Annotated in this window: 12 protein-coding genes and 1 pseudogene; 5 read left to right on the forward strand and 8 right to left on the reverse strand. The window is 68.5% G+C overall.

Features of this window, described 5'->3' with window-relative positions; translation table 11 throughout:
• Positions 1 to 6: 6 nt before the first annotated feature.
• On the forward strand, positions 7 to 1,227 hold the full coding sequence (gene tilS, locus ASE02_RS17950; protein ID WP_056736569.1) for a tRNA lysidine(34) synthetase TilS: 1,221 nt from the start codon (positions 7 to 9) through the stop codon (positions 1,225 to 1,227).
• A gap of 134 nt (positions 1,228 to 1,361) precedes the next feature.
• Here the strand turns inward: tilS and ASE02_RS17955 are convergent, their stop codons facing one another.
• Positions 1,362 to 2,234, reverse strand: a complete 873-nt coding sequence (locus ASE02_RS17955; RefSeq protein ID WP_082602195.1) for an alpha/beta fold hydrolase — start codon at positions 2,232 to 2,234, stop codon at positions 1,362 to 1,364.
• Between the two features lie 68 nt (positions 2,235 to 2,302).
• On the opposite strand from ASE02_RS17955, the gene ASE02_RS17960 reads away from it, so the two are divergent.
• Positions 2,303 to 2,704: a hypothetical protein gene (locus ASE02_RS17960; protein ID WP_056735941.1), complete on the forward strand. Its 402-nt coding sequence runs from the start codon at positions 2,303 to 2,305 to the stop codon at positions 2,702 to 2,704.
• A 7-nt stretch (positions 2,705 to 2,711) separates the two neighbouring features.
• Here ASE02_RS17960 and ASE02_RS17965 read toward each other — a convergent pair whose 3' ends face one another.
• The 7 genes and pseudogenes from ASE02_RS17965 to ASE02_RS17995 form a co-directional block, all read right to left on the reverse strand.
• Complete coding sequence (locus tag ASE02_RS17965) at positions 2,712 to 3,461, reverse strand: M23 family metallopeptidase (RefSeq protein ID WP_235536765.1); 750 nt, start codon at positions 3,459 to 3,461, stop codon at positions 2,712 to 2,714.
• A 284-nt stretch (positions 3,462 to 3,745) separates the two neighbouring features.
• Positions 3,746 to 5,133 (reverse strand): annotated as a pseudogene (locus ASE02_RS17970) (NAD(P)(+) transhydrogenase (Re/Si-specific) subunit beta); the annotation flags it as partial.
• A 4-nt stretch (positions 5,134 to 5,137) separates the two neighbouring features.
• Complete coding sequence (locus ASE02_RS17975) at positions 5,138 to 5,455, reverse strand: proton-translocating transhydrogenase family protein (RefSeq protein WP_056735944.1); 318 nt, start codon at positions 5,453 to 5,455, stop codon at positions 5,138 to 5,140.
• A gap of 10 nt (positions 5,456 to 5,465) precedes the next feature.
• Entirely contained in the window at positions 5,466 to 6,599 is a 1,134-nt protein-coding gene (locus tag ASE02_RS17980; protein ID WP_056735947.1) for a Re/Si-specific NAD(P)(+) transhydrogenase subunit alpha, read from the reverse strand.
• Positions 6,600 to 6,965: 366 nt separating this feature from the next.
• Positions 6,966 to 7,196, reverse strand: coding sequence for an aa3-type cytochrome c oxidase subunit IV (locus tag ASE02_RS17985; protein WP_056735949.1), 231 nt, complete (start codon positions 7,194 to 7,196; stop codon positions 6,966 to 6,968).
• Between the two features lie 78 nt (positions 7,197 to 7,274).
• The gene (locus tag ASE02_RS17990) at positions 7,275 to 8,336 is read right to left on the reverse strand and encodes an alpha/beta hydrolase (RefSeq protein WP_082602196.1); all 1,062 of its coding nucleotides are present in this window, start codon (positions 8,334 to 8,336) and stop codon (positions 7,275 to 7,277) included.
• A complete protein-coding gene (locus ASE02_RS17995; RefSeq protein WP_056735951.1) occupies positions 8,336 to 8,812 on the reverse strand; it encodes a PaaI family thioesterase in 477 nt (158 codons plus the stop codon). Before ASE02_RS17995 ends, ASE02_RS17990 begins: the two co-directional genes overlap by 1 nt.
• 102 nt (positions 8,813 to 8,914) lie before the next feature.
• On the opposite strand from ASE02_RS17995, the gene ASE02_RS18000 reads away from it, so the two are divergent.
• From ASE02_RS18000 to ASE02_RS18010, 3 genes are all read left to right on the forward strand, one after another.
• Positions 8,915 to 9,397 (forward strand): DUF3617 family protein, encoded by a 483-nt coding sequence (locus ASE02_RS18000; RefSeq protein WP_162257198.1) that lies wholly within the window; start codon positions 8,915 to 8,917, stop codon positions 9,395 to 9,397.
• A gap of 127 nt (positions 9,398 to 9,524) precedes the next feature.
• Entirely contained in the window at positions 9,525 to 10,961 is a 1,437-nt protein-coding gene (locus tag ASE02_RS18005; RefSeq protein WP_056735954.1) for an amidohydrolase, read from the forward strand.
• Positions 10,961 to 12,316, forward strand: coding sequence for an amidohydrolase family protein (locus ASE02_RS18010; protein ID WP_056735956.1), 1,356 nt, complete (start codon positions 10,961 to 10,963; stop codon positions 12,314 to 12,316). Before ASE02_RS18005 ends, ASE02_RS18010 begins: the two co-directional genes overlap by 1 nt.
• The last annotated feature ends 2 nt before the right edge of the window (positions 12,317 to 12,318 follow it).

The raw sequence follows: 12,318 nt of genomic DNA on the forward strand, positions 1-12,318 counted from the left end.
GACCTGATGGACGGCGTCCAAGCCGTCTTGCACCGACGGCTGCGCCCCGAGGCCACCGCGCCGCTCGTGGTCGGGCTGTCGGGCGGCGGCGATTCCCACGCCCTGACCTTGATCGCCGCCGACTGGGCGCGGACACATCAGCGGCGGCTGGTCGTGCTCACCGTCGATCATGGCCTGCGCCCGGAGAGCCTCGGCTGGACGCATAGCTGCGCCGCCCTGGTCGCGCGCCTGGGCCTGGAGTTCCGCGCCCTGCACTGGATGGGCGAAAAGCCCAGCCAGGGCCTGCCCGCGGCCGCGCGGACGGCGCGACACCGGTTGCTGGCCGACGCCGCGCGAGAACTTGGCGCGCGGGTGATCCTGCTGGGCCACACCGCCAGCGACCTCGATGAAGCCGCCCTGATGCGCGCCAGCGGCTCAACCACCCCGTCGCCGCGTGAATGGGCGCCCTCGCCGGTCTGGCCGGAGGGCCGGGAGGTCTTCCTGCTGCGTCCCATGCTCGCGCTTGGCCGGGCGGAGATCCGCGACTGGTTGACGACGCGGGGGGAAACTTGGATCGAAGACCCCAGCAACGAGGATCTGCGCTTCGCCCGCGCCCGTGCCAGAGCGGCGATGACGCCCAAGACCGTCACGGCCGGCGCCGCGCCGATGGACGATTTGGCGGACCTAGCGCGCGCGGTCTTCGTCGATCAGGCCGGCGTGATCACCATCCCTCGCGCGGCCCTGTCGGCGCCCGGGGCCGCGCGGCTGATCGCCGTCGCCAGTCTCTGCGCGGCCGGAACCGACCGACCCCCGCGTCGCGACCGCCTGGCGCGCCTGACCGCATTGCTGAACGGGCGCGAGCCCGTCGCCGCCACCCTGTGCGGCGCGCGGATCGAGGCCGACGCGGCGGAGGCGCGCTTCATGCGTGAAGTCGGCGAACTGGCTCGGGGCGGCGCGCCGCCGCTGGACCTGCACGGCGCCGGCGTCTGGGACGGGCGGTTCGAGATCCGCGCGGCGCGGCCGGTGCGGATCGAGGCGCTCGCCGGCCACATCGCCCATCTGCCGCCGAGCCAGCGGGACGCCCTGCGCGGCGTACCGGCGCGGGCGCGGGGCGCGCTGCCGGCGATCATCGACGGCGATGGGGGAGCGACATCGCCCGTGCTCGGAGATGCGCCGGGCGTCTTCATCCGCTCGCTGGTCCAAAGCCGCCTGCTGTCCGCCTGCGGCGTGGTCACGCGCGAGCCTTAGACACCCCCCACCGGCTCGTCATGGCCGACCTCTCGGATCGGCCATCCATAGACGCGGCGCTCGGGGTCTATCTCCTAGGCCGGCGGATATGGGTCACCGGGACAAGCCCGGTGATGACGATCTGGATGGAAGAGCTAGCGGCCGACGACGGCCAGGACGTGCTCGACGCCCTTCACGATGGGATCGGCGAAGGTCTTGCCGAGCAGGCTGGCGTGGTTGGCGCCGCGCACGTGATCGACATAGCCGTGCCGCGAGGCCTGGGCCGGCACGACCTGCAGGGCCTTCAGCGCCGCCGACATCCGCGCCGCGCCGGCCGTCACCACGGCCACGGGCAGATCGGGCTCGAAGGTCCCAGCTTCGCGCCCTTGGCCTGCGGTGCGCGGCCAGTTCAGCACCTCCTCGGCCGCCCACCGGGTGTGGGTCGCCGATCCGTAGATCCGCCGCTTCTCAGTCGAGGCCTCGCCTTCCAGGCCGATCAGGTCGCCGATCACCAGCGACACCGGCCGCATGAAGCCCGCCCCCGACCACAGCCCGACCAGCTTCATCGCGCCGCGATAGGCGTGCACGCCCAGCGCCGCAGCCCGGACGTCCATCATCTCCGGCGTCACGGCGTCGACCAGGACCACCCCCAGCATCTGGTCGCGGTGATGCGGGACGAAGACCCGCAACATCAGCCCGGCCATCGAGTGGCCGGCCATCACGAACGGACCCGGCTCTCCGAGTTTCGCCAGCATGGCCGTCAGGTCGGCGGCGATGGCGCGGCCGTCGCGCGGTTCGGGACCGGGGTCGGAAAAACCAAGTCCGGCGCGATCATAGGCGACGCTGGCCAGGCCCTTGGCCGCGAGGCGTTCCTGCACCACCGCCCAGTCGGCGGCGCAGCCGAAGGCGCCGCATTCCAGGACGATCAGCGGGCGATCAGACTTCGGCCCCGCGCGAACCGCCCGCAAACGACGCCCGCCGATGTCGACCAACTGGCCTCGAGTGGGGTGGAAACGCTGGGCCGTCATCGCAGAACCTTGAGCATCGCGCCAATCTAGCCGAGGTTGCGCCCAGGTCGATCCTGGAGACGAAGACGATGTTGCGGCTGATCCTGAGCGTGGTGTTGGGCATAATCGTCGGCGCTGTCGTCACCGGGGTGGTGGAGGGCATGGGCCACACCATCTTCCCGCCGCCACCCGGCGTCGACCTGACCGATCCGGCACAGTTGCAGACCGTGATGTCGAAGGTGCCGCTCGAGGCCAAGTTCGCCGTGCTGCTGGCCTGGTTCCTGGGCGTTCTGGCCGGCGCCTCCAGCGCCAACCTGATCGCCGGGCGCCGCGCCCTGGCCGGCCGCATCACCAGCCTGCTGATCTTCTGCTTCGCGGCCTGGACCATGACCAGCATTCCGCACCCGGCCTGGTTCGTGGCCTCCGCCTGCGGGGCGATCCTGTTCGCGGCCTTCGTCGCCGACCGCGCCTTCGGGCGCGTGCGGCTCTAGATTACTGCTATTCCGCCGCCGCAAGGAGGGTGGCCGCGACCCGGCCGTCCTTGGTCTTGCGCGCCTCCGGCATCGCGCCGCGCTTGCTCGCCGGGATCGTCGAGACCTGGGCGACGCGTACGCGCTTGGAATAGTAGGCGGCGGCTTTCAGGGGCAGATCTTCGGCGGTGGCGAACTCGCGGTCGATGAAGGACACGGGGTTCAGCGGCCGGCCGTTCTGGCGGATCTCGAAATGCAGGTGCGGGCCGGTCGAGGTCCCGCTGGAGCCGATCTTGCCGATCATCGTGCCGGCCTTCACCGTCACGCCGGCCTTGGCGCGCGGGTCGATGCGGCCCAGATGGGCGTAGAAGCTGACTAGGTCCTCGTCGTGGCGAACCTCGACATAGCGGCCATAGGAGGCGCTGGAGCCGGCCTTGGTGATCACCCCGTCAGCCACCGCCACGACGGGCTTGCCCGAGGGGGCGGCGATGTCGACGCCCTCATGCAGACGGCCGTGACGCTCCCAAGGCATGCGGCGCAGGCCGAAGGGCGAGTTCACCTGCTGTCCGGGCACCGGCTCGCCGAAGGCGAACTCCGGCGGCGGGGGTTCCACCGGAACCGGCGCGACGATCTGGGCGTAGGTCGGCTCAGGCGCGCGCTCGATCGGCGCGAGCACGGTGGTGGCGTAGGCGGCGGTGACCACGCTGAGGGTCAGAGCTGTCGCCAGGACGCCCTCGACCCAGAAATGGCGCAAGCGGCCAGCCACGGCCAAATTCACTGAACTCAAGAATAGACCTCTTCCAGTACAGTCGAGCTTTACTGGAGTCCGCTAGAGGTTAGGCGGCCGAGCTGCGACGGTTTCTCGTTATCACGCGAGCGGTTATTGACCGACCTTCTAGACGAAAACGTGGCGGGGTAAACCTGTGGCCGCAGCGCGTATTGTCGCGCTCCGGAACAGCCTTTGCCGTAAGTTTCTGAAGAAGCGGTTACACGAAACTATACCGACGCAGACTCTGAGGGACCGTCGCCCAAACGAAAAACGGCGCGCCCAGGGCCTGGGCNTTCTTGGCGTCCCCGAACAACATCATGGTGTTGTCGCGGAAGAAGAGTTCGTTCTCGACCCCGGCGTAGCCGGAGGACATGCCGCGCTTCACGAACAGCACGGTGCGGGCCTTTTCGACGTCGAGGATCGGCATGCCGTAGATCGCCGAGGTCGGGTCGGTCTTGGCCGCCGGGTTGGTGACGTCGTTGGCCCCGATGACGAAGGCGACGTCGGCGGTGGAGAACTCGGAGTTGATGTCCTCCAGCTCGAACACCTCGTCGTAGGACACGTTGGCCTCGGCCAGCAGGACGTTCATGTGGCCCGGCATCCGGCCGGCGACCGGGTGAATGGCGTACTTCACCTCCACGCCTTCCGCCTTCAGTATGTCGCCCATTTCGCGCAGCGCGTGCTGGGCCTGGGAGACGGCCATGCCGTAGCCCGGGACGATGATGACCTTGGAGGCGTTCTTCATGATGAAGGCGGCGTCTTCGGCCGAACCCTTCTTGACCGGCCGGGTCTCGACCTTGCCGCCGGCGCCAGCCACCACGTCCTCGGCGCCGAAGCCGCCCAGGATCACGGAGATGAAGCTGCGGTTCATCGCCTTGCACATGATGTAGGAGAGGATCGCGCCGGACGAGCCGACCAGGGCCCCGGTGATGATCAGGGTGACGTTCTCGAGCGTGAAGCCCAGCGCCGCCGCCGCCCAGCCGGAATAGCTGTTCAGCATCGACACCACGACCGGCATGTCCGCGCCGCCGATCGGGATGATCAGGGTGACGCCGATCAGCAGGGCCAGGGCGAAGATGCCCCAGAAGGCCCAGATCGCCTGGCCGCCGCTCATCACCAGCACCACGATCAGGGCGACGATGCCCACCGCGATGGCGATGTTCAGCAGGTGGCGGGCCGGCAGCATGATCGGCGCGCCGCTCATGTTGCCGTTCAGCTTGGCGAAGGCGATCACCGAGCCGGTGAAGGTGATGGCGCCGATGGCCAGGCCCAGCGACAGCTCGATCAGCGAGTTGAGGTGCACCATGCCGTCCGCGCCGACGATGCCGTAGGCGGCCGGGGTATGGATAGCGGCGACCGCGACCAGACAGGCGGCCATGCCGACCAGGCTGTGGAAGGCGGCGACCAGCTGCGGCATCGAGGTCATGGCGACCTTGCGGGCGATGACCGCCCCGACCGCGCCGCCGATGGCGACGCCGCCGAGGATCAGGCCCAGCGTCAGCGGATCGAGCTTGCCCTGGCCCCAGAGGGTGAGCAGCGCGGTGCCGACGGCGATAGCCATGCCGATCATGCCGTTGCGGTTGCCCGCCTGGCTGGTCGTGGGGCTGGAAAGGCCGCGTAGGGCCAGGATGAAGAGGACGCCTGAAACGATGTAGGCGATGGCCGCGAGATTGGCGTTCATGAGCCTATTTCGCCTTCTTCTTGTACATGGCCAGCATGCGCTGGGTGACCAGGAAGCCGCCGAAGATGTTCACGGCGGCGAAGGCCGCGGCGACGGCGCCGGCGCCCTTCGAGATCATGACGTTCTTGGTCAGCTCGCCGTCCACTCCGTGAGCGGCGGCTGCCAGCAGGGCCCCGACGATGATCACCGAGGAGATGGCGTTGGTCACCGCCATCAGCGGCGTGTGCAGGGCGGGGGTGACGCTCCAGACGACGTAGTAGCCCACGAAGATCGCGAGCACGAAGATCGCCAGTCGGAAGACTGTAGGGTCGACGGCTTCCATGAGGGTCCTCTTAAGCAGTCAGGGCGGGATGAATGATCGCCCCGCCTTGGGTGACGAGAGCAGCCTTCAGGATTTCGTCCTCGTAGTCGGGGGCGAACTTGCCCTCCTTGTCGAGGAACAGGCCGGCGAAGGCGAAGAGATTGCGCGCATAGAGCGCCGAGGCGTCGGTCGCGATGCGGCCGGGCAGGTTGGGCGCGCCAAGGATCTTGGCGCCGTTGGCGGTGACAACCGTCTCGCCCAGCTTGGCGCCGACGACGTTGCCGCCCTGCTCGATGGCCAGGTCGACCAGGATCGAGCCGGCCTTCATCGAGGCGACCTGCTCGGCGCTGACCAGCTTGGGGGCCGGACGACCGGGGATCAGCGCCGTGGTGATGACGATGTCCTGCTTGGCGATGTGGGTGGAGAGCAGCTCGGCCTGCTTGGCCTGGTACTCGGCGCTCATTTCCTTGGCGTAGCCGCCGGCGGTCTGGGCGTTCTTGAACTCCTCGTCCTCGACGGCGAGGAACTTGGCGCCCAGGCTTTCGACCTGCTCCTTGGTGGCGGGCCGCACGTCGGTGGCGGTGACCACCGCGCCCAGGCGGCGGGCGGTGGCGATGGCCTGCAGGCCGGCGACGCCGACCCCCATGACGAACACCTTGGCCGCGGCGATGGTGCCGGCCGCCGTCATCATCATCGGCAGGGCCTTGCCATAGGCCTCGGCGCCCTCGATCACGGCGCGATAGCCGGCGAGGTTGGCCTGGGAGGACAGCACGTCCATCACCTGGGCCCGCGTGATTCGCGGCACGAACTCCATGGCGAAGGCGGTGGCGCCCTTGGCGGCCAGCGCCTTCAGGGCGTCTTTCTCGATGTGCGGATTGAGGGTGGCGACAACGATGGTCCCGGCCTTCAAGAGCGCGATCTCTTCGTCGACGGGGCTGCGGACCTTCAGCAGGATATCGGCCTTGCCGATCGCATCCTTGATGGTCTTGGCCAGGGTCGCGCCCGCGGCTTCATAGTCGGCGTCGGGATAGGACGCCGCAGCGCCGGCGCCCGCCTCGATCACCACCGAGAATCCGGCGCCGATGAATTTCTTCACCGTCTCTGGAGTCGCGGCCACACGCGTCTCTCCGGCGCGGCGTTCCTTGGTGACGGCGATGGTCGTCATGCGCCCTGTTCCCCCCATGTCAGTCTTCGAACTTGCGGCGAACATAGAAGCCGCCGTTGGCTATTGTCCAGCAATCGAACGCCGGGCTTCAAACAAATGTTTGATCCTGAACCCCTTTAGGCTTCGGGGTTTGGCGGCGCCCAGCCGCCTCTGGTTGTTTGTTGACCCGGATCGGTCGCACGCTTGCTGACGCGCGCCCTCTTCCGCTACGTCACCCCGCGGCTCAATCCAGAAAAAATCGGCGGCCTGTGAAAAGAACTGCGCTTGGCGCCGGCCAGCCGGCGCTCGCGGCGCGCCGAACGCCAGACAGCATAAAGGGCGGGGCTTTCGCGCCCGCCCTTCAAACAGCTTCAGACGATGTTCGCCTTAGTGGGCGGGTTCGCCGTGCTCGCGCATGACGATGAAACCACCGACCGCCAGGACCAGGCCGACAGCGGCCGAACCCAGGAAGCCGGTCGCGGTGCAGAACCACAGGGTGATGAAGATCAGGAAGGCGGCGATCGCCAGCGAGCCCCACTTCGCGAGGCTGACGAACAGGCGATAGGTCGAGGCCTGTTCTTGAATTTCCATGTCGCCGCGGTGGTATTCGGAAGCCATGGCGGGCCCGTCTCTCTCTTCGAAGAATTCAGTTGGAGCCGGACTACACGAACAGCAGCCCGGCCTCAAGGGCTGGCGTCAGGCCGGCCAGACCGCCAGCATGGAACGCAGCGCCGCCACCAGGGCCAGCGGCTGATCGACCATGATGTGGTGGGCGGAGTCGGGGATGGCGATCTCGATGATGTCTTCCGGCAGGGGCGTGACCTCCCCCCTGTCACGGCGCGCCATCACCACCGAACGCTCGCCGTAGATGTGGGCCAGCGGCGTGGCGACCGCAGGCCGCCCTTGGGTCGTCAAGGCCATCATCGCCGAACGGTCGAGCTTGTTCCACATGTTGGGATCGAAGCGCCACGACCACCCCTCCCCCGAACCATCCTCCATCGGCGCGCGCTTCAAGGAGCGGCGGGCGATGAAGTCGGCCACGAACAGGTTGCCGGCCGCCTGGGGCGGCATGAACCGGAACCGGGCCAGGGCCGCGGCGATGGTCGGATAGACCCGCTGGGCGCGGTCGGCGGTCGGGATGTTGGCGACCCGCTGGCGCTGCTCCTCCAGCAAGCGCTTGCCTTCGGGCGAGTCCGCCGGCGGACCGCCGAAGCCGACATCCACCAGGATCGCCGCATGCATCCGTTCGGGGTGCTGCACGGCGGCGTAGAACACCTGCGAGCCCCCGAACGAGTGGCCGATATAGACCGGCTTACGCCCGCCTTCGTAGAGGCCCGCCGCCTGGGCGCAGACCTCGGCGTCCTCGGCGAAGTCCTGGAAAGCGTAGGTCTCGCGCCAGTCGGAAGCGCCCATGCCGGCCAGCGACATCGAGGCCACGCGGTAGTCGGCCGCCAGGAACGGGGCGATGAAACTCCACCAGTCGGCGTGGGCCGAGTTGCCGTGCACCAGCAGCAGGCCGGGCTTGCCCACCTCGCCCCAGGTCAGCAGCTCGATCTGCGAACCCATGGAGGTGACGAAGCGGCGCTCCGGCTCCTGGGCGATGGCGTCGGTGAACCACTGCGGCGCGTCAGGCTCGCGCCCCGAGAACGGCGCCAACGGGGCCTGAACCTCGGGCGGCAGCGCGCCGGGCGGGGAGTGAATCGGCTGATCCTCGTAGCCGACAGGCGCGCCTTCTTTGATCGCGGGGTCCAAAGCCATTACGCCACTCCTCGTGCTTCCCGTTCGCCGGCCTTACGCACGATCGAACGGATACCCTTGTAGACGCCGGTGCCGGTGATCAGGGTGCGGTCCGCGCACCAGATCTTGCCGCGAACGGTGAACACGTCGTCCTGCTCGGCGATGATCTCGCTGGTCCCCTCGACCCAGTCGCCCATGTGGGCGCCCGAGAGGAAGTCGGTGGTGAGCCTGACCGTCACCCAGCCGATCTCACGCTGGTTGGAGATCACCCGGCCCCAGGCCATGTCGGCGAAGCTCATCAGCATGCCGCCGTGACAATTATTCATCCCGTTGGCGTGGTGTTCCTCCACGCGAAAGGCCATGGTTTCGCCATTCGTGGCGCTGTCGCGTCGCGAATAGAACGGCCCCACGGTGCGGCCAAACCCGCGCTGCCACAGATTGATGACGTAGCCGTCAGGGACGACAGCGGTTTGAACTTCGGTGAGATCATCGGACATCGCCAAAGCTGATGAACGGGCGTTTGAAAAATGGCAAGCGCCGATCCGCCCCCGCCGCCCGCGGCCGGCCCGGCGCGACTTGAAAACGACAGGGAGAAGACGATGCGGATTGCGATGAGCATGCTGATGGTGGCGCTGTTGGCGAGCGCCTGTTCCAAGAAGGAAGAAACCGCCAAGAGCGGTGAACCGGCGACGGCCGCCCCGGCCACGACGACCATGCCGGCGGAACTGGCCGAGGGCCCGAAGCCCGGCAAGTGGCGCATGACCACCGAGATGGCTTCGATGCCCAAGCCCATCACCATGGAGGTCTGCCTGCCCAAGACCAGCTTCAAGGAGATGCAGACCGCCCAGCAGCAGGCCGGCGTGACCTGCACCGAACAGACGATGACCCGTCAGGGCGCCGACTATGTCGGTCATGCGGTCTGCACGCACTCGGGTGGGAAGATGACCGTCGACAGCCGCTTCTCGGGCGATTTCTCGACCCGCTACACGACGGAAAGCAAGACCGTGATGGACCCCGCGCCGACCCCGGCCATGCGCGAGATGACCATGAAGATCACCGCCGAACGCCTCGGCGACTGCTGATTTAGAGACCGCGCACGGTTTCACCGGCTTGACGGGCGGGCGGCGGGAAAACCTGCCGCCCGCCTTTGCCGCCGGGGTTGGTTCGTCCTATCGTCGCGCGCAGTTCGACGGGGATGGGTGGCTAGGCATGAGAGTGTTCGAGACGGCGGTCGCGATGATCGCGGCTGCGGCCTTGGGCGGATGCGCCACGACGACGGCGCCCGCCAAGACGCCTGCGGGCGGCGAAACCGCCAAGGCCCGCCCCCTGCCCAAGGGCCTGGATTCCGCCCACAACGGCGACCCCTTCGCCTCGACCTATCGCCCCCTGCCCAGCCGCCCGACCGCCCTGTTCGGCGCCACGGTGTTCACCGGGACCGGGGAGCGGATCGACGGAGGAACCGTGCTGATCCGCGACGGCAAGATCGAGGCGGTCCGCGCCGGCATCGTGCCCCCGGCCAGCTACGATTTCGTGGACGCCTCGGGCAAGTACATCACGCCTGGCCTGATCGACGCCCACTCGCACCTCGGCGTCTATCCCTCGCCCGCCGTAGCGGCCCATTCCGACGGCAACGAGCTGACCGACCCCAACACCGCCGGGGTCTGGGCCGAGCATTCGGTCTGGCCGCAGGATCCGGGCTTCAACCTGGCCCGCGCCGGCGGGGTGACCACGCTGATGGTGCTGCCCGGCTCCGGCAACCTGATCGGCGGCCGTTCGGTCACCCTGCGCAACATCCCGGCCCGCACGGTCCAGGACATGAAATATCCAGGCGCGCCCTACGGCCTGAAGATGGCCTGCGGCGAGAACCCCAAGCGGGTCTATGGCGCAAAGGGCCGCGCGCCGTCGACCCGGATGGGCAATGTCGCCGGCTATCGGAACGCCTGGATCAACGCCGCCGACTACACCCGCAAATGGGACGACTACCGCGCCAAGACCGGCCGCGGCGAAAAGGCCGACCCGCCTAAGCGCGACCTGCAGCTCGAAACCCTGGCCGGGGTGCTGAGCGGCGAGATCCTGGTCGAGAACCACTGCTACCGGGCCGACGAGATGGTCCAGATGATCGGGATCGCCAACGAGTTCGGCTACAAGATCACCGCCTTCCACCACGCCTCGGAGGCCTACAAGATCGCCGACATCCTGGCGAAGAACGACATCTGCACGGCCACCTGGGCCAACTGGTGGGGCAACAAGCTGGAGGCCTGGGACGGCATCGAGGCCAACGCCGCCCTGGTCCACGCCGCCGGCGGCTGCGCGATCATCAAGTCCGACGACCCCGACGTCATCCAGCGCCTGAACCAGGAAGCCGCCGAGGCCCTGGCCGCCGGCCGCGCGGCGGGGCTGAACATCACCGAGGGCCAGGCCATGGCCTGGATCACCGCCAATCCGGCCAAGGCGCTGGGCCTGAAAGACACCGGGGCGCTGGAGGTCGGCAAGCGGGCCGACGTGGTGATCTGGGACAAGAACCCCTTCTCGATCTACGCCCGCGCCGAGCGGGTCTATCTGGACGGGGCGATCGCCTACGACCGGCATGACCCGCGCTACCAGGCGCGGTCGGACTTCGAACTTGGCCAGGGAGCCAACCGCTGATGCGCAAGATTTCGATCAGCCTGGCCGCGCTGCTCGCCGCCATCGCCACCCCGGTGCTCGCGCAAACCGTGGCCATCACCAACGCCCGCATCCTGACCGTCGGCCCGGCTGGCGACATTCCGCAGGGAACGATCGTCCTGCAGGGCGGCAAGATCGCCTCGGTCGGCGCCAATGTTTCGATCCCGGCGGGCGCCCGCATCATCGACGCCAAGGGCGGGACGGTGACGCCAGGCTTCGTGGCCGCCAACACCCTTCTGGGCGCCGTCGAGGTCCGCTCGCTGGGCGATGATCTGAGCGTCAACAATCCCGACATCGGCGCGGCCTTCGACGTTCAGTACGCGCTGAACCCGGCCTCGACCTTGATCCCGGTGGCGCGATTGTCAGGCATCACCCGCGCCATCGTCACCCCCTCCTCGGCGGGCGCCGGCGAAAATGACTTCCACGCCGACGACGGCGAGAGCGCCGACCAGTATACGGCCGGGAGCGGCGGCGGATCGCCGTCACACGCCCTGTTCGCCGGCCAGGCGGCGGTGATCCATCTTGGCGAAGGCGCCGACATTCTGATGAAGCCCAAGGTCGGCATGGTGGTGCCGTTCGGCGACGGCGGCGCCCATGTGGCCGGCGGCGCGCGGGGGGCCGAGATCGTCGCCCTGAAGGCCGCGTTCCGCGACGTGCGCGACTACATGCGCAACAGGGCCGCCTACGACCGGGCCGGGGTCCGCGACCTGGCGCTGTCGAAGAACGACCTGGAGGCGCTGATCCCGGTGGTCGAGGGCCGGATGCCGATCATCGCCAGCGTGCACAAGGTCGCCGATATCCGCGCCGTGCTGAAGTTCGCCCGCGAAGAGCGGGTTAAGGTGATCCTGAACGGCGCCGAGGAAGGCTGGATGGCGGCCGCCGAGATCGCCGCCGCCGGCGTGCCGGTGCTAGTCAATCCGCTGAGCGACCGACCCGAGAGCTTCCAGATGCTGGGGTCCTCGCTCGAGAACGCCGCCAAGCTGCACGCCGCCGGGGTGACCTTGGCCATCGAGGGGCAAGGCGGCGCCCACCGGGTTCGCGAGCTGCGCTACAACGCCGGCAACGCCGTGGCTTATGGCATGCCCTATCACGCGGCGCTGGCGGCGGTGACCCTCAACCCAGCACGCATCTTCGGCGTGGCCGACAAGATCGGCTCGCTGGAGCCCGGCAATGACGCCGACCTGGTGATCTGGACCGCAGACCCCTTCGAGCCGCTGTCGCAGGCCACCGCTGTCTTCATCCGCGGCGAAAGCCAGCCGATGACCTCGCGCCAACTCGAGCTGCGCGACCGCTACAAGACCCTCGGCGGCGCGTATCCGGAGGGGTACTCGCGGTAATC

The organism is Phenylobacterium sp. Root700 (genome assembly GCF_001429025.1).
GTDB lineage: Bacteria > Pseudomonadota > Alphaproteobacteria > Caulobacterales > Caulobacteraceae > Phenylobacterium.

Bases quoted from the DNA above. Each gene is read 5' to 3' on its own strand.
- ASE02_RS17985 (WP_056735949.1), bottom strand. From the start codon at position 7,196: ATGGCTTCCGAATACCACCGCGGCGACATGGAAATTCAAGAACAGGCC.
- tilS (WP_056736569.1), top strand. From the start codon at position 7: ATGGACGGCGTCCAAGCCGTCTTGCACCGACGGCTGCGCCCCGAGGCC.
- ASE02_RS17980 (WP_056735947.1), bottom strand. From the start codon at position 6,599: ATGACGACCATCGCCGTCACCAAGGAACGCCGCGCCGGAGAGACGCGT.
- ASE02_RS17995 (WP_056735951.1), bottom strand. From the start codon at position 8,812: ATGTCCGATGATCTCACCGAAGTTCAAACCGCTGTCGTCCCTGACGGC.
- ASE02_RS17960 (WP_056735941.1), top strand. From the start codon at position 2,303: ATGTTGCGGCTGATCCTGAGCGTGGTGTTGGGCATAATCGTCGGCGCT.
- ASE02_RS18010 (WP_056735956.1), top strand. From the start codon at position 10,961: ATGCGCAAGATTTCGATCAGCCTGGCCGCGCTGCTCGCCGCCATCGCC.
- ASE02_RS18000 (WP_162257198.1), top strand. From the start codon at position 8,915: ATGCGGATTGCGATGAGCATGCTGATGGTGGCGCTGTTGGCGAGCGCC.
- ASE02_RS18005 (WP_056735954.1), top strand. From the start codon at position 9,525: ATGAGAGTGTTCGAGACGGCGGTCGCGATGATCGCGGCTGCGGCCTTG.
- ASE02_RS17975 (WP_056735944.1), bottom strand. From the start codon at position 5,455: ATGGAAGCCGTCGACCCTACAGTCTTCCGACTGGCGATCTTCGTGCTC.
- ASE02_RS17955 (WP_082602195.1), bottom strand. From the start codon at position 2,234: ATGACGGCCCAGCGTTTCCACCCCACTCGAGGCCAGTTGGTCGACATC.
- ASE02_RS17990 (WP_082602196.1), bottom strand. From the start codon at position 8,336: ATGGCTTTGGACCCCGCGATCAAAGAAGGCGCGCCTGTCGGCTACGAG.